General features: G+C 72.4%; 23 protein-coding genes and 2 pseudogenes. 13 read left to right on the forward strand and 12 right to left on the reverse strand.

The features are described 5' to 3' along the window. Positions 1-13: 13 nt before the first annotated feature. The 9 genes and pseudogenes from EEJ42_RS26010 to der all read left to right on the forward strand — a co-directional run bounded on the left by EEJ42_RS26010 (position 14) and on the right by der (position 8597). The gene (locus tag EEJ42_RS26010) at positions 14-1216 is read left to right on the forward strand and encodes a segregation and condensation protein A (RefSeq protein ID WP_246097385.1); all 1203 of its coding nucleotides are present in this window, start codon (positions 14-16) and stop codon (positions 1214-1216) included. Continuing rightward, positions 1213-1902, forward strand: a complete 690-nt coding sequence (gene scpB / locus EEJ42_RS26015; protein WP_123103468.1) for an SMC-Scp complex subunit ScpB — start codon at positions 1213-1215, stop codon at positions 1900-1902. Before EEJ42_RS26010 ends, scpB begins: the two co-directional genes overlap by 4 nt. Next, positions 1902-2969, forward strand: a complete 1068-nt coding sequence (locus EEJ42_RS26020) for a pseudouridine synthase (RefSeq protein ID WP_123103470.1) — start codon at positions 1902-1904, stop codon at positions 2967-2969. The genes scpB and EEJ42_RS26020 overlap by 1 nt, the downstream gene beginning before the upstream one ends. Then, the gene (locus EEJ42_RS26025; protein ID WP_123103508.1) at positions 2966-3991 is read left to right on the forward strand and encodes an ADP-ribosylglycohydrolase family protein; all 1026 of its coding nucleotides are present in this window, start codon (positions 2966-2968) and stop codon (positions 3989-3991) included. The genes EEJ42_RS26020 and EEJ42_RS26025 overlap by 4 nt, the downstream gene beginning before the upstream one ends. A 118-nt stretch (positions 3992-4109) precedes the next feature. Continuing rightward, positions 4110-4472 (forward strand): chorismate mutase, encoded by a 363-nt coding sequence (gene aroH, locus EEJ42_RS26030; RefSeq protein ID WP_123103472.1) that lies wholly within the window; start codon positions 4110-4112, stop codon positions 4470-4472. Continuing rightward, the gene (locus EEJ42_RS26035) at positions 4469-5554 is read left to right on the forward strand and encodes a prephenate dehydrogenase (protein ID WP_123103474.1); all 1086 of its coding nucleotides are present in this window, start codon (positions 4469-4471) and stop codon (positions 5552-5554) included. The genes aroH and EEJ42_RS26035 overlap by 4 nt, the downstream gene beginning before the upstream one ends. A gap of 92 nt (positions 5555-5646) precedes the next feature. After that, positions 5647-6351 carry a (d)CMP kinase gene (cmk, locus tag EEJ42_RS26040; protein WP_246097382.1) on the forward strand — a complete coding sequence of 235 codons (705 nt, stop codon included), beginning with the start codon at positions 5647-5649 and terminating at the stop codon, positions 6349-6351. After that, positions 6348-7028 (forward strand): lysophospholipid acyltransferase family protein, encoded by a 681-nt coding sequence (locus tag EEJ42_RS26045; RefSeq protein ID WP_123103478.1) that lies wholly within the window; start codon positions 6348-6350, stop codon positions 7026-7028. Before cmk ends, EEJ42_RS26045 begins: the two co-directional genes overlap by 4 nt. Positions 7029-7081: 53 nt before the next feature. Beyond that, a pseudogene (gene der / locus EEJ42_RS26050) lies at positions 7082-8597 on the forward strand (ribosome biogenesis GTPase Der). 44 nt (positions 8598-8641) lie between these two features. On the opposite strand, the gene EEJ42_RS26055 reads toward der, so the two are convergent. Together EEJ42_RS26055 and EEJ42_RS26060 are read right to left on the reverse strand one after the other, a co-directional pair. Next, complete coding sequence (locus tag EEJ42_RS26055) at positions 8642-9007, reverse strand: hypothetical protein (protein WP_246097383.1); 366 nt, start codon at positions 9005-9007, stop codon at positions 8642-8644. Positions 9008-9065: 58 nt separating this feature from the next. Next, a complete protein-coding gene (locus EEJ42_RS26060; protein WP_123103482.1) occupies positions 9066-9908 on the reverse strand; it encodes a hypothetical protein in 843 nt (280 codons plus the stop codon). 270 nt (positions 9909-10178) lie between these two features. Between EEJ42_RS26060 and EEJ42_RS26065 the strand changes: the two genes are divergently transcribed. The 3 genes from EEJ42_RS26065 (at position 10179) to EEJ42_RS26075 (ending at position 13406) form a co-directional block, all read left to right on the forward strand. Next, the gene (locus tag EEJ42_RS26065; protein WP_123103484.1) at positions 10179-11417 is read left to right on the forward strand and encodes a glycosyltransferase family 4 protein; all 1239 of its coding nucleotides are present in this window, start codon (positions 10179-10181) and stop codon (positions 11415-11417) included. Positions 11418-11482: 65 nt separating this feature from the next. Further along, entirely contained in the window at positions 11483-12343 is an 861-nt protein-coding gene (locus EEJ42_RS26070; RefSeq protein WP_123103510.1) for a hypothetical protein, read from the forward strand. Between the two features lie 91 nt (positions 12344-12434). Further along, a complete protein-coding gene (locus EEJ42_RS26075) occupies positions 12435-13406 on the forward strand; it encodes a helix-turn-helix transcriptional regulator (protein ID WP_123103486.1) in 972 nt (323 codons plus the stop codon). Here EEJ42_RS26075 and ctaD read toward each other — a convergent pair. From ctaD to gvpO, 9 genes are all read right to left on the reverse strand, one after another. Then, positions 13360-15108 (reverse strand): aa3-type cytochrome oxidase subunit I, encoded by a 1749-nt coding sequence (gene ctaD / locus EEJ42_RS26080; RefSeq protein WP_123103488.1) that lies wholly within the window; start codon positions 15106-15108, stop codon positions 13360-13362. The genes EEJ42_RS26075 and ctaD overlap by 47 nt on opposite strands. Before the next feature lie 117 nt (positions 15109-15225). Further along, on the reverse strand, positions 15226-15504 hold the full coding sequence (locus EEJ42_RS26085; RefSeq protein WP_009719037.1) for a gas vesicle protein K: 279 nt from the start codon (positions 15502-15504) through the stop codon (positions 15226-15228). Next, positions 15501-15725 carry a gas vesicle protein gene (locus EEJ42_RS26090; RefSeq protein WP_123103490.1) on the reverse strand — a complete coding sequence of 75 codons (225 nt, stop codon included), beginning with the start codon at positions 15723-15725 and terminating at the stop codon, positions 15501-15503. The genes EEJ42_RS26085 and EEJ42_RS26090 overlap by 4 nt, the downstream gene beginning before the upstream one ends. Further along, positions 15722-16669 (reverse strand): GvpL/GvpF family gas vesicle protein, encoded by a 948-nt coding sequence (locus tag EEJ42_RS26095; RefSeq protein ID WP_123103492.1) that lies wholly within the window; start codon positions 16667-16669, stop codon positions 15722-15724. The genes EEJ42_RS26090 and EEJ42_RS26095 overlap by 4 nt, the downstream gene beginning before the upstream one ends. After that, positions 16588-16938 (reverse strand): gas vesicle protein, encoded by a 351-nt coding sequence (locus EEJ42_RS54735; RefSeq protein WP_123103494.1) that lies wholly within the window; start codon positions 16936-16938, stop codon positions 16588-16590. Before EEJ42_RS54735 ends, EEJ42_RS26095 begins: the two co-directional genes overlap by 82 nt. Further along, positions 16917-17123, reverse strand: coding sequence for a gas vesicle protein GvpG (locus EEJ42_RS26105; RefSeq protein WP_123103496.1), 207 nt, complete (start codon positions 17121-17123; stop codon positions 16917-16919). The genes EEJ42_RS54735 and EEJ42_RS26105 overlap by 22 nt, the downstream gene beginning before the upstream one ends. Then, positions 17123-17842 (reverse strand): GvpL/GvpF family gas vesicle protein, encoded by a 720-nt coding sequence (locus tag EEJ42_RS26110; RefSeq protein ID WP_123103498.1) that lies wholly within the window; start codon positions 17840-17842, stop codon positions 17123-17125. The genes EEJ42_RS26105 and EEJ42_RS26110 overlap by 1 nt, the downstream gene beginning before the upstream one ends. Then, positions 17842-18306, reverse strand: a complete 465-nt coding sequence (locus tag EEJ42_RS26115; RefSeq protein ID WP_123103500.1) for a gas vesicle structural protein GvpA — start codon at positions 18304-18306, stop codon at positions 17842-17844. Before EEJ42_RS26115 ends, EEJ42_RS26110 begins: the two co-directional genes overlap by 1 nt. 50 nt (positions 18307-18356) lie before the next feature. Beyond that, positions 18357-18659, reverse strand: a complete 303-nt coding sequence (gene gvpO / locus EEJ42_RS26120; protein ID WP_123103502.1) for a gas vesicle protein GvpO — start codon at positions 18657-18659, stop codon at positions 18357-18359. Between the two features lie 417 nt (positions 18660-19076). On the opposite strand from gvpO, the gene EEJ42_RS26125 reads away from it, so the two are divergent. Continuing rightward, complete coding sequence (locus EEJ42_RS26125; protein ID WP_123103504.1) at positions 19077-19292, forward strand: I78 family peptidase inhibitor; 216 nt, start codon at positions 19077-19079, stop codon at positions 19290-19292. 160 nt (positions 19293-19452) lie between these two features. On the opposite strand, the pseudogene EEJ42_RS26130 reads toward EEJ42_RS26125, so the two are convergent. Next, positions 19453-19696 (reverse strand): annotated as a pseudogene (locus EEJ42_RS26130) (phosphatase PAP2 family protein); the annotation flags it as partial.

The following is a 19696-nucleotide window of genomic DNA, read 5'->3' on the forward strand; positions in this document are numbered from 1 at the left end:
TGCTGACGCGCCGATGCCCGCGGGCGAGCCGGGCGACGGGCCGTCCGAAGCGGGCCCGCCGACGCGGTCCGCCGGGGAGTCCGAGCCCGCGCACGAGCGGGCCCGGGGCGAGGACGGAGACGGCGCTGCCGTACGGCCCGCGCCTGCCGCGCAGGACCACGGTGGGCCTACGGCCGGGGACGGCGAGGCCGCCGGGGAAGACGAGGCCGCGGCAGACCGCGAGAGCACCGAAGAGGGCGGGGCCGCCGGCGACGGCCAGGCCGCCGGGGACGGCGAGGCCGGGAGTGGCGGCGCGGCGGGCCAGGACGGCGAGGCGGCCCAAGTCGGCGAGGCGGCCCGAGAACAGGAAGCCGCCGAGGACGGCAACGGCACCTTCACCGTGCGGCTCGACAACTTCGAGGGCCCCTTCGATCTGCTCCTCCAGCTGATCTCCAAGCACAAGCTGGACGTCACCGAGGTCGCCCTCTCCAAGGTCACCGACGAGTTCATGGCGCACATCCGGGCCATGGGGGCGGACTGGGACCTCGACCAGACGACCGAGTTCCTCGTGGTCGCGGCGACCCTGCTCGACCTCAAGGCGGCCCGGCTGCTGCCCGCCGCCGAGGTGGAGGACGAGGCGGACCTGGCGCTGCTGGAGGCGCGGGACCTGCTGTTCGCGCGGTTGCTCCAGTACCGCGCGTACAAGCAGATCGCGGACATCTTCCACGACCGGCTGGTCGAGGAGGCCCGCCGCTACCCCCGTACCGTCGGGCTGGAGCCGCACCACGCGGAGCTGCTGCCCGACGTCGTCATCCGCGTCGGGCCGGAGGGGTTCGCGAAGCTGGCCGTGAAGGCGATGCAGGCCAAGCCCAAGCCCCAGGTGTACGTCGACCACATCCACGCCCCGCTGGTGAGCGTGCGGGAACAGGCGGAGGTCGTGGTGGGGCGGCTGCGGGAGCTGGGGGAGGCCAGTTTCGCCGCGCTCACCGAGGACGCGCCGGACGTGCTCACCGTCGTGGCCCGCTTCCTGGCGCTGCTGGAGCTGTACCGGGAGCGCGCGGTCCTGCTCGACCAGTCGGAGGCGCTGGGGGCGCTCCTGGTGCGCTGGACGGGCGGCGCGGAGGACGGACAGGGGCCGCTGGTCACCGATGAGTTCGACCAGGAGGCGCAGCCACAGAAGGCGCAGGCACAGAAGGCGCAGGCACAGAAGGCGCAGGCACAGGAGGTACGGACATGAGCGAGCCGGTCACCGCAGCCGAGACCGAGACCGAGCCCTCGGAGGTCGCGGCACTCGACCTCAAGCCCGCGCTGGAAGCCGTCCTCATGGTCGTCGACGAACCCGCCACCGAGGAGCACCTCGCCAAGGTGCTGGACCGCCCGCGCCGCGCGATCGCGGGGGCACTGCGGGAGCTGGCGGACGAGTACACGGCGCAGGGCCGCGGCTTCGAGCTGCGGCTGGTCGCGGGCGGCTGGCGGTACTACACCCGGCCCGCGTACGCCGCGGCCGTCGAGGGCTTCGTCCTGGACGGCCAGCACGCCCGGCTCACCCAGGCCGCTTTGGAAACCCTCGCGGTGGTCGCGTACCGTCAGCCGGTCAGCCGTTCCCGCGTCTCCGCCGTCCGCGGCGTCAACTGCGATGGCGTGATGCGCACCCTCCTCCAGCGCGGACTGGTGGAGGAGGCGGGCACGGAACCCGAAACAGGTGCGATCCTGTACAGGACGACGAACTACTTCCTGGAGCGGATGGGTCTGCGCGGCCTGGACGAGCTTCCCGAGCTGGCACCGTTCCTCCCCGAGGTGGACGCGGTCGAGGGCGAGTCCCAGGAGGGCGTGCCCTCGTTCGACCCGGACGCACCGGACACAGACGTAACACACGCACACGTAGACGCAGACGACAGCAGCCACTCTCAGACGGAAACTTGATGCGAAGCAGCGGCAGGAACAGCAGGGGCAGCGGTAGCGGCGGCAGCGGCGGCAGCAGCGGCGGCAAGAACTACCGGGGGGCCGGGAACGGGCGCGACGACAAGCAGAAGCGCACCGGTCGCCCCCGCCCCGAGGAGCGCCGTTACGACGCGGGCGCCCCGAAGCAGAGCGGCGGCGGCCCCCGGGGCGGCGCGGCCAAGAGCGGTGCCCCCAAGGGCGTCGGCGGCCGCGGCCGGAAGCCGAACGCCCCGGCCCGCCCGCGCGAGTACGAGGCCCAGATAGAGGAGCGGAACCGGGCCCGCCACAACAAGCCGCAGACCAAGCTGCCCAAGACCTTCGGCGAGCAGGACGGCGAGCGGCTCCAGAAGGTCCTGGCCCGCGCGGGCATGGGTTCGCGCCGTTCCTGCGAGGACCTGATCGACCAGGCCCGCGTCGAGGTCAACGGCAAGATCGTCACCGAGCAGGGGCTGCGGGTCGACCCGGAGAAGGACGAGATCAAGGTCGACGGGCTGACCGTCGCCACCCAGTCGTACCTGTTCTTCGCGCTGAACAAGCCCGCCGGTGTGGTCTCCACCATGGAGGACCCGGACGGCCGCCAGTGCCTCGGCGACTACGTCACCAACCGCGAGACCCGGCTCTTCCACGTCGGCCGCCTCGACACCGAGACCGAGGGCATCATCCTGCTCACCAACCACGGCGAGCTGGCCCACCGCCTCACCCACCCCCGCTACGGCGTGAAGAAGACCTACCTCGCCGCCATCCAGGGCCCCCTGCCGCGCGACCTCGGCAAGCAGCTCAAGAACGGCATCGAGCTGGAGGACGGCTACGCCCGCGCGGACCACTTCAAGGTGGTCCAGAACACCGGCAAGAACTACCTCGTCGAGGTCAGCCTCCACGAGGGCCGCAAGCACATCGTCCGCCGCATGCTCTCCGAGGCCGGCTTCCCGGTCGAAAAGCTGGTCCGCACCGCCTTCGGCCCCATCGCCCTCGGCGACCAGAAGTCCGGCTGGCTCCGCCGCCTCACCAACACCGAGGTCGGCATGCTGATGCGCGAGGTGGACCTCTGACCGCGCCCGTCGAGTGCCCGGCGACCGGATCCCTGCTCGGCCTGGCGCTCGGTGACGCCCTCGGCTTCCCGACGGAGTTCAACGACGTGCCGTCGATCCTCGCCAAGTGCGGGCCGTGGCGGCAGATGGAGCTGCCGGGGCATCCGGGGACCGCGTACGTCACGGACGACACCCAGATGACCCTGGCGCTCGGCCGCGGGCTGCGCACGGCGATGGAGCGGGGCTACCTCGCGCCGCTGCGCTTCACCCGGCCGGTGCGGGAGGAGTTCGTCGAGTGGTGGCGCTCCCCGGACAACAACCGGGCGCCCGGTGCCACCTGTCTGCGGGCCTGCCATCTGCTCAGCCAGGAGGAGCGTCCCTGGGCGGAGGCGAGCCAGCTCGGCTCCAAGGGCTGCGGCGCCAATATGCGCGTCGCGCCCCTCGGGCTGGCACCCGGGCTGACCGGCGACCAGCGGGCGGGGGCCGCACAGCTCCAGTCCGCGCTGACCCACGGGCATCCGACCGCGCTCGCCGCGAGCGAGCTGACGGCGCACGCGGTGTACGTGCTGGCGCAGGGCGCCCGCCCGGCCGAGCTGCCCGGTCTTCTGCGCGCGTACGCCGAGGAGAACCGCACCCGCTACCGCGAGGACTGGCTGGGCGACCTCTGGCGGCACTCCCACGACCCCTCGCCCACGACGTTCATGGCGCGCGGCTGGGACGACTGCCTGGGCGTCCTCGACCGGCTGGACGACGCGCTGCGCGCCCCCGACCCGGAGGCCGATCCGTGCCTGGCCACCGGCGCGGGCTGGATCGCGGAGGAGGCGCTGGCCACGGGGCTGCTGTGCTTCCTGCTCCTCCCCGAGGAGCCGGTGCTCGCCCTGCGCCGGGCCGCCTGCTCCTCCGGCGACTCGGACTCGATCGCCTGCCTCACCGGCGCCTTCGCCGGTGCGTATCTGGGCGCCGGGGCATGGCCCGCCGAGTGGACCGGGCGGATCGAGTACCGGGAGGAGCTGCTGGCGCTCGGCTCCCTGTGGGACGCGTGAGGGGGCGCGGTTCCGGCTGGTTAGGCTGATCGGGGACACTGGGGACGCGTACGGCGTGGAGGACGCGCGGAAGACGCGGCACGGGCAGCACGGCAGAGCAGGCGCAGGGAGCACAGACGTGGCGGTACGAGCGGTCCGCGGGGCGGTTCAGCTGGAGCGGGACGAAGCGGGGCACATGCGGGAGCAGGTCTCCGAGCTGTTGACCGCCATCCTGGAGCGCAACAGCCTGGTGCCGGACGATCTGATCAGCGTCTGGTTCACGGCCACGCCCGATCTGCACAGCGACTTCCCCGCGGTGGCCGCGCGCAAGCTGGGGATCACCGATGTGCCGCTGATCTGTGCGCAGGAGCTGGACATCGCCGGGGCCATGCCGCGGGTCGTCCGGATACTCGCGCACGTCGAGACCGACCTCGCCAAGACCGACGTCGCCCATGTGTACCTCGGCGCCGCGGCGGCCCTCCGCAAGGACATCGCCCAGTGAGAACAGCCCTCGTCATCGGTACCGGACTGATCGGTACCTCCGCCGCGCTCACCCTCGCGGGCCGCGGCATCCACGTGCACCTCGCCGACCACGACGCGGACGCGGCGCGGACCGCGGAGGCGCTCGGGGCCGGTACGCAAGGTGAGCCGGACGGGCCTGTGGACCTGGCGATCGTCGCCGTGCCGCCCGCGTACGTGGCGCGGACGGTGGCCGACGTGCTGCGCAGGGGTGTGGCGCGGGCGGTGCTGGACGTGGCCAGCGTCAAGGGCGGGCCGCGCCGGGAGCTGGAGGAGCTGGGCTGCGACCTGACCCGGTACATCGGTACGCATCCGATGGCCGGGCGGGAGCGCTCCGGGCCGCTGGCGGCCACCGCGGACCTGTTCGAGGGGCGGCCGTGGGTGCTCACACCGGGCGCCGACACCGATACCGAAGTGCTCAATCTCGCACTGGAACTGGTCGCGCTGTGTCGCGCCGTGCCCGTGGTGATGGACGCCGACGCGCACGACCGGGCCGTGGCGCTCGTCTCGCACACCCCGCACCTGCTCTCCAGCATGGTCGCGGCGCGGCTGCGGGACGCCGACGAGACCGCGGTGCGGCTGTGCGGCCAGGGCATCCGCGATGTGACCCGGATCGCGGCCTCCGACCCCGCGATGTGGATCGACATCCTGTCGGCCAACCCCGGCCCGGTCGCGGACGTGCTCGCCGCGGTCGCCGCCGACCTGGACGAGACGGTACGGGCGCTGCGCGCGCTCCAGTCGGCCGACGACGCCAAGCGCGGCGGGGGAGCGGCCGGGATCGAGGACGTGCTGCGCCGCGGCAACGCCGGGCGCGAGCGGGTGCCGGGCAAGCACGGCGCCGCCTCGGCCGTCTACGAGACCGTGACGGTTCTCATCGGCGACCAGCCGGGCGAGCTGGCCCGGATCTTCGCCGACGCGGGCCGGGCGGGCGTCAACATCGAGGACGTGCGGATCGAGCACGCCACCGGCCAGCAGGCGGGCCTGATCCAGCTGATGGTGGAGCCCGCCGCCGCCCCCGGTCTGACCACGGCCCTGCGCGAGCGGGGCTGGTCCATCCGGCAGTGACCGGGAGCCCCGGATGAGCCAGTAACCTTGTCCGGGGCTCCAACCAAGCTCCGTTCAACCCAGCCCCGTGCATACGAAAGGTGTCTGTCACCGTGGAAACCGCCGCCCGGACCGCCCCGGCAGCAGTGATTGTCGCGATCGACGGCCCCGCAGGCACGGGCAAGTCCAGTACGTCCAAGGCCGTCGCGGCCAAGCTCGGCCTCGGCTACCTGGACACCGGCGCCCAGTACCGCGCGATCACCTGGTGGATGGTGAACAACGGCATCGACGTCGAGGACGCCGTCGCCGTGGCCGACGCCGCCCGCAAGCCGGTCATCGTCTCCGGCACCGACCCGGCCGCCCCGACGATCACTGTCGACGGCACCGACGTCTCGGCGCCGATCCGCACCCAGGAGGTCACCTCCCGGGTCAGCGCGGTCAGCGCGGTCCCCGAGGTGCGCCAGGTGATCACCGAGCTCCAGCGGACGATCGCCACCGAGGCGCCGCGCGGCATGGTGGTCGAGGGCCGGGACATCGGCACCACCGTGCTCCCGGACGCCGACCTCAAGATCTTCCTCACCGCCTCCGCCGAGGCGCGCGCCGCCCGCCGTAGCGGGGAGCTGAAGGGCAAGGAGGCCTCCGACCTGGCCGCCACCCAGGCGGCGCTCGCCAAGCGGGACGCCGCCGACTCGGGCCGTAAGGCGTCGCCGCTGGCGAAGGCGGACGACGCGGTCGAGGTCGACACCACCGACCTCACCCTCGACCAGGTCATCGAGTGCGTGGTCACGCTGGTCGAGGAGAAGCGGGCCGCCGCATGACCGCCACCGCCGACCCGGCGCTGCCGAGCGCGGCCGGTGCCGCGGTGGGGCGCGGGATCGGCATCGGCCTGATGTACGGGCTGTGGCGGCCGCGGGTGCTGGGCGCGTGGCGGATCCCGTCCGCCGGGCCCGTCATCCTGGCCGGGAACCACTCCCACAACATCGACGGCCCGATGCTGATCGGCACCTCGCCCCGGCCGCTGCACTTCCTGGTCAAGAAGGAGGCGTTCACCGGTCCGCTGGACCCGTTCCTGCGCTCCATCGGTCAGCTGAAGGTGGACCGGGAGAGCGCCGACCGCACAGCGATCACCCATGCGCTGGGCGTGCTGAAGCGCGGCGGGATGCTGGGGATCTTCCCCGAGGGCACCCGCGGCGAGGGCGACTTCGCGTCGCTGCGCTCGGGGCTCGCGTACTTCGCCGTACGGTCCGGCGCCCCGATCGTGCCGGTGGCCGTGCTCGGCACCGGCGAGCAGCGGCGGGCCGACGGGCGGGCCCGGGCGCTGCCGAAGCTGCGCAGCCGGATCGACGTGGTCTTCGGCGACGCGTTCCGGGCGGGGGACGGCAGCGGCCGGCGGACCCGGGCGGCGCTGGACGAGGCGACCGTGCTCATCCAGAAGCGTCTGGGCGAGCACCTGGGGAGCGCCAGGCGGCTCACGGGCCGCCACAACGAGACATAACCCGTGCGCCCAGGAGGGCGCGCGGCACTGAGGGACGACGAGGACATCACTTCATGAACGACCAGATCCACAGCGGCGGCGACGAGCACGGAGAGCTGGGCGACGCCGAGTACGCGGAGTTCATGGAGCTCGCCGCGCAGGAGGGCTTCGACCTGGAACAGGTCGAGGGCGACCTCGCCGCGGCGGGGCACGGCCCGCTGCCGGTGCTCGCCGTCGTCGGCCGCCCGAACGTCGGCAAGTCGACCCTGGTGAACCGGGTCATCGGCCGCCGCGAGGCGGTCGTCGAGGACAAGCCGGGCGTCACCCGCGACCGGGTCACCTACGAGGCCGAGTGGTCCGGCCGCCGCTTCAAGGTGGTCGACACCGGCGGCTGGGAACAGGACGTGCTCGGCATCGACGCGTCCGTGGCCGCCCAGGCCGAGTTCGCCATCGAGGCCGCCGACGCGGTGGTCTTCGTGGTGGACGCCACGGTCGGCTCGACCGACACCGACGAGGCCGTCGTCAAGCTGCTGCGCCGGGCCGGGAAGCCGGTCGTGCTGTGCGCCAACAAGGTCGACGGCCCGAGCGGCGAGGCGGACGCGGCGATGCTGTGGTCCCTCGGCCTCGGCGAGCCCCACCCGGTCTCCGNACGCGGCGATGCTGTGGTCCCTCGGCCTCGGCGAGCCCCACCCGGTCTCCGCCCTCCACGGCCGCGGCACCGGCGACATGCTCGACGCGGTGCTGGAGGCGCTGCCCGAGGCCCCGGCCCAGACCTTCGGTGCCACGCTCGGCGGCCCGCGCCGCATCGCGCTCATCGGCCGCCCGAACGTCGGCAAGTCCTCGCTGCTCAACAAGGTGGCGGGCGAGGAGCGGGTGGTCGTCAACGAGATCGCGGGCACCACCCGCGACCCGGTGGACGAGCTGATCGAACTCGGCGGGATCACCTGGAAGTTCGTGGACACCGCCGGTATCCGCCGCCGCGTCCACCTCCAGGAGGGCGCCGACTACTACGCCTCGCTGCGCACCGCGGCCGCCGTGGAGAAGGCCGAGGTCGCGGTCGTCCTCATCGACACCAGCGAGCCCATCAGCGTCCAGGACCAGCGGATCGTCACGATGGCCGTGGAGGCCGGGCGCGCGCTGGTCATCGCGTACAACAAGTGGGACACCCTCGACGAGGAGCGCCGCTACTACCTGGAGCGCGAGATCGAGACCGAGCTGGGGCAGATCCAGTGGGCGCCCCGGGTCAACGTCTCGGCCCGCACCGGCCGCCACATGGAGAAGCTCGTCCCGGCGATCGAGACGGCGCTGGCGGGCTGGGAGACCCGGGTGCCGACCGGGCGGCTGAACTCGTTCCTCGGCGAGATCGTCGCCTCCCACCCGCACCCGATCCGCGGCGGCAAGCAGCCCCGCATCCTGTTCGGCACCCAGGCCGGCACCCGGCCGCCGCGGTTCGTCCTCTTCGCCTCGGGCTTCCTGGAGGCGGGCTACCGCCGCTTCATCGAGCGGCGGCTGCGCGAGGAGTTCGGCTTCGAGGGCACCCCGATCCAGATCTCGGTGCGGGTGCGCGAGAAGCGCGGCCGTAAGAAGTAACCGCTGAAGGGGCGCCACCGCTTCCGGTGGCGCCCCTTCAACGCTCAGTACCGCCCGTCGCGCTGGCCGGGCGGCAGGGCGGGAAGGTACGTGCGGTAGTACAGCCCGCCGGTGTCCCAGGCCCCGCCGTGGCCGCCACTGGTCAGGCCGCGGGGCTGGCCGATGGCGCTGAACGCGACGAACCCCAGATCCTCCTCGTCCGACCGGTCGCCGGGCAACGCCCGGAACAGCCGCCGGTACTCCGCGTACAGCGCGTCGTAGATCGGCGTCGCGGAGTGCCGCCACGGGTCGGGCGACGCCTCCAGCGCCGGGCGCATGGCCGGGATATGGGCGTACGAGGGGGAGCGGTAGGGGAGGTCGTATGCGTGCACGTATGTGCCAACGACCAGGCCGCTCTTGGGATGCGGCATGGGCGGCGAATGGGCCGCTTGGGTCAGGCAGCGGCCCGGGACGGGGTGGGTCACCGGATCAGGTGCCCGCGAGCGGCATCGAGGCGCCGACCAGCGCGCCGCGCGCCGCGGCCCGGTCCAGGGCGGCGCGCAGCTGGTCCTCCCGCGGCTGGGTGCCGATCGTGCCCGCCGCCGCCGCGTACACCAGGACCTGCTGGGAGCGGCCCACCGCGCTGCGCCAGCCCTCGCTGAGCGGCATCGGGCTGTGCGCCTGCCACCAGGCCACCGGGGAGCCGCCGCCCGCCGCGGGCATCAGCACCGCGTGCAGCTGCCCCATGGCGAGCAGCACCGACCAGCCGGGGATGGCCACCGGCGGCCGGCCGAGGTCGACCACGGGCAGGAAGCCCTGCTCGGTGAGGAGCGGGAGGAAGTCGTCGCCGTGCCCGGTCGCGCCGGGCCGGGTGATCGGCCCGGTCGGCTCGACGACCAGCGCCGGGCGCTGCTCCCCGCCCACCAGCACCACCCCGCTGGTGACGCCGAGCACCGCCTGCTGCGGCGGGGCGGAGTAGGCGTGGGCGGCGGGGGCGGAGTAGGCGGGGGCGGGCTGCGCGGGCGGCGGCGGCTCGGCCGCGTACGGCGCGGATTCCTCGGCGGTGATGGACCGGACCGCACCGGCCAGCTGCTCCTCGGAGACCGGGACGACCTGGGAGGGAACGCAGGTGGCGTGCGCGAACGCGAGCACGGCGGTCTCCTGTCCCACGAACAGCACCGTGCTGGTGCGCTCCTGGTCGGAGTTGCCGGGGGTGCGGCAGGACGTGCAGTCGTAGGCGCCCGGGGCGTTGTCACCGGCGAGCAGCCGGTCGGCTTCTTCGTCGCCGATCTCGGCGCGTACGTCATCGCTGACGTCGAGCATGCGCGGCACGGGTGGCTCCTCGGTCTCGGTCCGTGGGCCGGGCGGTCCCCGGCTCATACGTAGACAACGGCCATCCACGGCGGGGGTCACGCGGCCTGGAGCCCGCCGCACCTCTGATGCGTCAGTTCCCTCGGAAGTTCCCTGAATTGGCTACCGATTTCCTATCTGTTGGGGAACAAGACAGTGATGGAACCCAACCCGACAACCACTTTCGGGGTCTTACCTCGTGGTAGGCGGACGAGACCCCCGTCCGCACAAAAACGGTGGGATACGGGACGGATGCACATCTCATTCCTGATTCACAACGCGTACGGGATCGGCGGGACGATCCGGACCACGTACAACCTTGCCCGCACCCTGGGCGAGCAACATGACGTGGAGATCGTCTCGGTGTTCCGCCACCGGGATCAGCCGATCTTCGACCCCGGTCCGAACGTGCGGATCAGCCATCTCGTCGACATCCGTAAGAACGGCCCCGGTTACGAGGGCGACGACCCCGCGTACACGCGGCCCGCGAAGGTCTTCCCGGTCACCGAGGGCCGGTACGAGCAGTACAGCGAGCTGACCGACCGCCGGATCGGCGAGCATCTGCGGCGGCTCCGGGCGGACGTGGTGGTCGGCACCCGCCCGGGCCTCAATGTGCACATCGCCCGGGAGGCGCGCCGCGGCCCGGTCCGGGTCGGCCAGGAGCATCTGACGCTCAGCACCCACTCCAAGGGGCTGAAGCGCACCCTGCGGGGCTTCTACCCCCGGCTGGACGCGGTGACGACCGTGACCGAGGCCGACGCCCAGGACTACCGCGCCGAGATGCGGCTGCCGGGCGTACGGATCGAATCCGTGCCCAACAGCGTCCCCGAGCCCGGGCTGGAACCGGCCGACGGCACCGGCAAATGGGTCGTCGCGGCGGGCCGGCTCGCCCCGGTGAAACGGTACGACCTGCTGATACGGGCGTTCGCCAAGGTCAGCGCGGCCCGCCCGGACTGGCGGCTGCGGATCTACGGCGGAGGCGAGCAGCGCGCCAAGCTGCGCGCCCTCATCGACAAGCTCGGCCTCTACAACCACGTCTTCCTCATGGGCCCCGCCAACCCCCTGGACCCCGAGTGGGCCAAGGGCTCGATAGCGGCCGTCACCTCCAGCCTGGAGTCGTTCGGCATGACCATCGTGGAGGCGATGCGCTGCGGCCTCCCGGTCGTCGCCACCGACTGCCCGCACGGCCCGGCCGAGATCATCGACAACGGCGTGGACGGCCGCCTCGTCCCGACCGGCGACACCAACGCGATCGCCACCGCGCTGCTGGACCTCATCAACAACGACGAACTGCGTCAGCAGATGGGCCAGGCGGCCCTGAAGGACTCCGCCCGCTTCGACCCGTCCCGGGTCGCCGGCCGCTACGAGAGCCTCTTCGCCGACCTGTCGGCGCGCGGCGGGCTGCGCGGCTCGCTGCACCGGGCCCGCGGCTCGCTGGTCGGCGGGGCGATGGCGACGACCGAGGCGATGCGAAGGGTGCGAATGGCATGAGCGGAACCGTGAGCGCGAGAGCGGCCGAGCGCATGGAGCCCATGGAGCCCGTTGAAGGGGACAGCATGAGGGAAGCCATCGAGACCGCCGCGACGCGCGCCGACTGCGTCGCGGACTCCGCCGGTGGACTCACCTTCCACATCTCCGACTGGGTCCGTCCGGAGCCGGGGAGCTACGACGACTGGAGCGGGGCGCTGGTGCTGGTGCGGCGCGGCGCCGGGCCCGCCGACGACGCCGAGGTCCGGCTGCCGCTCGGCCCCACCGCCGACGGCCGGTTGCAGGCCGCGCTGCCGGGCACCGTCGCCCTGCCCGAGGGCCGCTGGGACGTGTTCGTGGCGTACGGGGAGCAGGAGCCGCGGCGGCTCGTTCCCGGCCTGCACGATCTGCGCTCGCTGGTCGACCGCAGGCCCGGCCCCAGCACCTCGCCGCTGTCCGTCCGCATCCCCTACGCCACCAAGCACGGCAACCTCAGCCTGCGCACCTGGCGCAGGGTGCCGCACGCCGAGGCCGGGGAGATCCGGCTGGAGGACGGCACGATGACGGTCAGCGGGCGGCTGTACCGGGTGGAGCACCCGGACGGCTGGCTGGACGGCGCGGTGGCCGAGGCCCGCTGCCGCCGGGACCGGAGCCTGGTGTGCACGGCGCCGGTGAGGGGGGACGGCGCCACGTTCTCCTTCACCCTCGACTACGCGCGGCTCGCGGAGCGCTGGGGCGGCGGCGCGGACCTGTGGGACCTGTGGCTGCGCCCGGCGGACGGGGCGGCGGCCCCGGTGCGGCTCGCCCGGATACTCGACGACGTCGCGGACAAGAAGGAGATCTTCACCTACCCGGTGCGGACGGTCGACGCCCCGCACGGCACCGCCGCGGTCCGTCCGTACTACACCGTCGACAACGATCTGTCGGTCCGGGTCGCCGACCCGGACTGAGCGCCTCCGCTCACCCGGCGGGCCATCGGTGACCGCCCTTGAGGGCCCTTGAGGACACCCTCCGTCCTCAAGGGCTGGCAGACTCGGCCCCATGTTGGAGACCTCGGCCCGGCTGCTCCGTCTGCTCTCCCTGCTCCAGGCCCACCGCGAATGGTCCGGCGCGGACCTCGCCGACCGGCTCGGCGTCACCCCGCGCACGGTGCGCCGCGACATCGACCGGCTGCGCGAGCTGGGCTACCCCGTGCACTCCGCCCCCGGCACGGCGGGCGGCTACCGGCTCTCCGCGGGCGCCCAGCTGCCGCCGCTGCTGCTGGACGACGAGGAGGCGGTGGCGGTCGCGGTCGGGCTGCGCCAGGCCACGGGCGGCGTCGAGGGCATCGAGGAGACCTCCGTACGCGCCCTCGCCAAACTGGAACAGGTGCTGCCGGACCGGCTGCGCCGCCGGGTGAGCGCGCTGAGCTCGTTCACCGTGCCGATGCCCGGCGCGGTCCAGGGCCCCGCGGCGGACCCGGCGGTCCTGATCGAGCTGGCGAGCGCCTGCCGGGACGCTCAAGCGCTGCGCTTCACCTACCGCGACCACGGCGGTACGGTCACCCGCCGCACCGCGGAACCGCTCCGCCTCGTCGCGGCTCAGCGCAGGTGGTACCTGGTCGCCTGGGACGTGGACCGGGACGACTGGCGTACGTACCGGGTCGATCGCATCACCCCCACCCCGCCGCACGGCCCCCGCTTCACGCCGCGCCGCCCGCCCGCGGACGATCTCGCGGCGTATGTCGCCCGGGGCGTGTCGGGCGCCGTCTACCGCGAGCAGGCCACCGTCCTGCTGCGGGTGCCCGTCGAGCGGGCGGCGCAGCGCATCTCGCCCGCGGCGGGGACGCTGGAGGCCGTCGACGAGCACAGCTGTCTGCTGCACACCGGGGCCCACGGCCTCGACGTCCTGGTGGTCCACATCGTGCTGGCCGGTTTCGACTTCGAGGTGCGCGAACCGGTCGAACTCATCGAGCACATCCGCGAGATCAGGGACCGCCTGGACCGCGCTCTGGGCGACCGCGCTCCGGGCTGATCGTCCCCCGGGTGCCCCTCAGCTGCTGGTCCCGCTCCTGCTCGACCATGGCCACCTCGGGATGGTGCAGATCGAAGGCGGGCGACTCGCTGCGCACCCGCGGCAGCGTCAGGAAGTTGTGGCGGGGCGGCGGGCAGGACGTCGCCCACTCCAGCGAGCGGCCGAAGCCCCAGGGGTCGTCCGCCTCGACCTTCGTGCCGTACCGGGCCGTCTTCCAGACGTTGTAGAGGAACGGCAGCGTCGAGATCCCCAGCAGGAAGGCGCCGATCGTGGAGACCATGTTCAGCGCCGTGAAGCCGTCCGCCGCCAGATAGTCGGCGTAGCGGCGCGGCATCCCCTCCGCGCCCAGCCAGTGCTGCACCAGGAACGTGAGGTGGAAGCCGATGAACAGCGTCCAGAAGTGGATCCGGGCCAGCCGTTCGTCCAGCAGCTTCCCGGTGAACTTGGGCCACCAGAAGTAGAAGCCCGCGAACATCGCGAACACCACGGTCCCGAAGACCACGTAGTGGAAGTGGCCCACGACGAAGTACGTGTCCGTGACGTGGAAGTCCAGCGGGGGCGAGGCCAGGATGACGCCGGTCAGCCCGCCGAACAGGAAGCTCACCATGAAGCCGACCGCCCACAGCATGGGCGCCTCGAAGGACAGCGAGCCGCCCTGCATGGTGCCGATCCAGTTGAAGAACTTCACGCCGGTGGGCACCGCGATCAGAAAGGACAGCAGCGAGAAGAAGGGCAGCAGCACCGCCCCGGTGGCGAACATGTGGTGCGCCCAGACCACCATCGACAGGGCGGTGATGGCCATCGTCGCGCCGATCAGCGTCAGATAACCGAAGATGGGCTTGCGCGAGAAGACCGGGACGATCTCGGTGATGATGCCGAAGAACGGCAGCGCGATGATGTAGACCTCGGGATGGCCGAAGAACCAGAACAGGTGCTGCCACAGCAGCGCCCCGCCGTAGGCCGCGTCGAACACCATCGCCCCGAACCGCCGGTCCGCCTCCAGCACCAGCAGCGCCGCCGCGAGCACCGGGAACGCCATCAGGATGAGGATCGAGGTGAAGAGGATGTTCCAGGTGAAGATCGGCATCCGGAACATCGTCATCCCCGGGGCGCGCATCGTGATGATGGTCGTCACGAAGTTCACCGCGCCGAGGATGGTGCCGAAACCGGAGAGCGCCAGCCCCATGATCCACATGTCGGCGCCGACGCCGGGGGAGCGGACCATGCTGTTCAGCGGGGCGTAGGCGGTCCAGCCGAAGTCCGCCCCGCCCCCGGGCAGCATGAGGCCGGCGACCACGATCAGCCCGCCGAAGAGATACAGCCAGTACGACAGCATGTTCAGGCGCGGGAAGGCGACATCGGGCGCGCCGATCTGGAGCGGCATGATCTCGTTGGCGAACCCGGCGAAGGCGGGCGTCGCGAACAGCAGCAGCATGATCGTGCCGTGCAGGGTGAACGCCTGGTTGTAGGCCTCCTGGGAGAGGATCTGGATCCCGGGCCGGGCCAGTTCGGCGCGCATCACCAGCGCCAGCACGCCGCCCACCAGGAGGAAGCCGAACGAGGAGATCAGATAGAGATGGCCGATCTTCTTGTGGTCGGTGGTGGTCAGCCAGTCGGCCAGCACCCGGCCCCGGCGCGCCAGACGTCCTCGCCCGGCCGGTCCAGTCGGTCCTGCCGCGGGACGCGCGGTGCCTGTCACCATCGGGGCTCCCTGAGGCGGTCGCTGGGGTCGGCTCCGGCCCATGATCGCCCGATTTGTGGTGATGCGCGAGGCTATGTCCCAGGTGTCACTGTCCCGGGTGTCACTCTCAGGGCGGCGTCACTCTCTCGGGGGCAGCAGCGGGCCGAGCGGCCCGAGGTCCAGGTTGAGGTCGGACTCCTTGATGCCGTAGCGCTCGCACAGCGTCCCCATGCGGTCCTCCAGCAGCATCAGGGTCTGCCCGATCCGCTCCTCCTGGTCCTCCGTCAGGTCCCCCTGGTCCACCCGGCGCAGCGCCTGCCGTTCCATCAGCTGCCGCAGCAGCTCGACGACGGTCAGCACCAGCTTCATCAGATCGCGCTCGACGGTGTCCTGGTCCAGCTCCAGCTTCCGGCTCACGGTTCCTCCGGTCCTCGCGGTTGTCGCGGCTCGTCCCAGGGGGATGGCACGTTCTCGTTCACCGAGCTGATGAGCGCCCGCAGATCGATGCGTACGAGGTCCACGTCGGCGATGCGCAGGGTCACGTCGCCGGTGATGACCACGCCGCCCGCGAGCAGCCGGTCCAGCAGGTCCACCAGGGCGATCTGCCGGTGGGCGAGCGGGCTCGTGCTCGTGGTCACGGTTCGGCTCGTCCGTTGCCCTCGGCGGCGACGAAGGAGTACGGCGCCCACGGGCCGGTCAGCTCCAGCCGCAGTGCCGCCTCGCGCCCGGCCAGCTCGCCCACCCGCTCCGCGAACGCCTCGCTCTCCTCGTGCGGGATCAGATACGCCGCGTTGAGCACATTGCGGTCCGCCTCGCCCGACAGCCGTACGTCCTGCGGCGGATGCAGGCGGGCGCCCTCGGCGAGCGCGGCGAGCGTCTCGTGTACCCGGCGCGCGCCCTCCTCCGTACGCCCCCATCGCTGCTCGGAGGCGCGCCGCTGGGCGCCGCGGCGGCGCAGATAGTCGCGGCCCGAAGAGGCGGCCGAGGGCTCGGCGGACGGCTCCTCGGCCGGTGCGGGCGCCGCGTACACCTTGACGCCCCACTCCACGCGGCCCTCCAGCCGGTCCAGCGCCGTCGCGAACCGGTCCCGGCCGGAGGCGAGCAGCCGCCGCAGCCCTTCCTCGCCGCGGCAGACGGTGGCCATCCGGACCGGGATGACGCACGTGTCCGCCCCGGCCGTGTCGACCACCTGCTGATGGGCGCGGGCGACGCCCTCCAGCCACGTCAGGTCCTCCAGCCGCTCGCGCAGCGGCCCCTCGTCGAAGTCGGCGGCCGGTACGGAGCCCGCCAGCACGGCGAGCCCCAGATGGCGGACGGCGCGCACCGGTTCGCCCGCGACCCCGCGCACCCGCTCCAGGGCGGCGTGCGGGGTGTCGGCCTCGCGGACGACGGCGTACGCGTACTCCAGCGTTCCGGTCGCGGCGGTCGGGTCGGTCGCGGTGGTCGCCGCGGTGGCTTCGGTCGTGTTGTCCGTCGGGTCGGTCACGTTGGTCGCGTCGGTCATCCGGCGGCCTCCTCGCTCGTGCCGTTCTCCACCGAGGCCCGGCGGGCGCGCGACGACAGCGACGGGTCGTGCTCCCACCAGTCGATGCCCATCTCCTTGGCCTTGTCGACGGAGGCCACGATGAGCCGCAGCTTGATCGTGAGGAGCTCGATGTCGAGCAGATTGATACGGATGTCGCCCGCGATGACCACGCCCTTGTCGAGCACCCGCTCCAGGATGTCGGCGAGATTGGCCGAATCACCACGGGTGGCGAGCCCGGACGGACCGGGCGCACCGTAGGCCGCCGACGACCCGTACGACGCCGACGGGGAGCCGTACGCGGTGGTCACAGGGTCCCGTTCGCCCATTGCTGCGCCTCCTCCAGCCGGTCGAGCAGCAGGTCCTCCTGCCGCTCGAACTCCGCCTCGTCGATCTCCCCGTCCTCCAGCCGCGTCTCCAGGGCGATCAGTTCGCGCTGGATCGCGGCCGGGTCGTAGTACTCGCGCTCCGCCGCGGCGAGCACCTGTCCGATCACCCAGCCGATCAGCAGCATCAGGATTCGACGAAGCTGTAGGGCGGCAGCGGGCCGTTCACCCGCAGCTTCACCCAGGGGTGGGCGTTCTCCAGGTCGGCGACCGCCTCCAGCAGCGGTTCGGCGCCGTCCTTGGCCAGCAGCATCGACAGGCTCAGGAACCAGCCGCCGCCCTCCGGGCCGGGGCGCGCCGCCTCGGTGACGGGGGCCAGCGCCTCCTCCACGATCCGCGCGTCGCGTACCTCACGGGCCCGCACCGCGTTCGCCACCAGCTCGCCGAAGCGCATCCGCTCCTCGTAGGTGCCGCCGCCCGCGGCCCGGTTGGCCTCGGCCATCAGCCGCAACTCCGGCTCCTCGGAGAGCACTTGGTGGAGCACCGCGTCCTCGTCGTGCACCGCCTTGACGTTGTACTCCACCCGGTCGGCCAGCCGCTGGAGCTGGTCCTCGTAGCGGTCGGCGTGCCGGGTCAGCACCGTGCGGACGTCCTCGTCGCTGGCGGAGACCGACCCGAACCGCATCGGCAGCACGGAGCGCTTGTCGCTCACCTCGGTCAGCACGTGCTGATGGGCCAGCAGGTCGCGGCGCCGGGGCTTCAGCTCCGGCGGGCAGTCGCTGACGATCGCGGCCAGCTCGCCCTCGTTGAGCGCGCGGACCGGCAGCGGCGGGTCGCCGATGCCGAGCAGGGTGTCGCCGAGGTCCGGGAGGGTGCCGCGGGCGATCCCGTACACATAGGTGCTCATCAGCTCTCCTCGCTCTTCCTCGACCCGGACGTGGACTTGCGGGCCGCCGGGCGCCGGGAGCGGGGGCGGGCTTCCTCCGGCTCGGGCTCCTCGTCGCCCCGGATCGCCTCGGCCACCGACTGGGCGGCCTTGGAGACGGTCTCACCGGCGCCGCTGAGCGCGCCCTTGGTCTTGCTGCGGGCGGCGCCCTCGGTGGCGCCGTCGAGGATCTCGGGGATGCCGGGGGACTTGTTCGGCCCGGCCTCCAGGTCGAGGCGGTTGCACGCCTCGGCGAACCGGAGGTAGGTGTCGACGCTCGCCACCACGACCCGGATGTCGATCTTGAGGATCTCGATGCCGACCAGGGAGACGCGGATGAACGCGTCGATCACCAGGCCGCGGTCGAGGATGAGTTCCAGGACGTCGTAGAGGCCGCTGGTGCCGCCCCCGCCCCTGCTCTGCTGTGCCGGAACAACCGTAGTCATGTCGTGTGTGTCCTCTCGTGTCCGGCCGGGCCGGCCGTTCCCCCTGCCGGTCAGCCGCGGTCACTTCGCCCGCGCTCGTAACGGCGGATGCGGCGGTAGCCGGTGAGCTGGCCGTCCGGGTCGAGAGTCACCTCGTACAGGGCCATCAGGCTCATCGTCTCCGGCACCCTGGCCAGCTCCACCACCTCGACGTCCAGGACCCAGCCCTCGTCGGTCTGCTCCAGGCGGGGCATCGACTCGGGGTACAGGCCCGTCAGTTCGACGAGCTGGTCCCGGGCGGATCGCAGGAGCGCCAGTGGGCTCGGGCCACTGGTCGCCGTCTTCTTGCGGGTTCCATCGGATCTGTCTGTCATGTTCGCCTCGGTGGCGCCGGGTACCGCGGCCCCGGCGGGGTAAACCTCGGGGTTCGAATTCCCCGATTTGTGTCGGAATTGTGCGCTCCGGATCCCGGGTGCCCGATCGGCGATGGCATATTCCTGCGACCCGTCGAATTCCCCGGAGGGCATGTCATGGACGGCCCCGCGCCTATACCAGAACCCTGCCTTTGGCAGGGGATATCGACGAAAACTCTCCGTCATCTTTGGGGCGTCAACACGCGGCTCGTAAGAGTGACAAAGTCGTTGACAAACCCGGGCGTGTTTTCTGTGACACAAGTGTGACGAATGGCGGACCTGGGTCGCATGAAGCGTTGTCGGTGTGCTCCACAGCACGCCGGAACATGTTCTTTTCCTGCCTGCGCCACCCGTTCGGCTACGCCTACGGTGGCTGTCATGGGACCTGTACCGAACCTTCCGGCCGAACCCGACGACGACCTCGACAGCTATGTGGGGCTCGACGCCCGGACCGCCGAGGACCGGGCGCGCGAGCGCGGCTGGACCACCGTGCGGGCGCTTCCGCCGGGCGCGATCATCACGATGGAGTACCTGTACGGCCGCATCAACTTCGAGATCGCCGACGACGCCGTACGGCGCTGCTGGCGCGGCTGACGGCCCGCCGCCGACGCGGCGCGCTCCGGACGGGCCCCGGGCGTGACAAAGGCCCCGGAAGCTCCCTCAGGAGCCTCCGGGGCCTTCGTCCGCGCATCTGCTCGCCGCTGCGCCGCGGGCCGCGGGGGTGTGCGTACCGGCCCGTGGTGCGGCGGGGCGGCTAGCCGCCGGTGGCCGTGGTGCGCCCGCGCCCGGCCGACGGGCCGAACGGGGTCGTGGTGCGCGGCACCCGGTCGGCGTGCGGCGGACGGCGGCTGCCGACCGGGGTGACCGGGGTGCGCTCGGAGCGGACCGTGTGCTGCCGCCCCGCGTGGTGCGGCCGCGCCTCGGGCACCCGCCCGGTGGCACCCGGGCGGCCGACCACGCTCACCGGCTCGCGGACCGGGGGCTCGTCGTCCCGCGCG

The sequence above is a fragment of the Streptomyces botrytidirepellens genome, from assembly GCF_003721215.1.
Classification (GTDB): Bacteria; Actinomycetota; Actinomycetes; order Streptomycetales; family Streptomycetaceae; genus Streptomyces; species Streptomyces himastatinicus.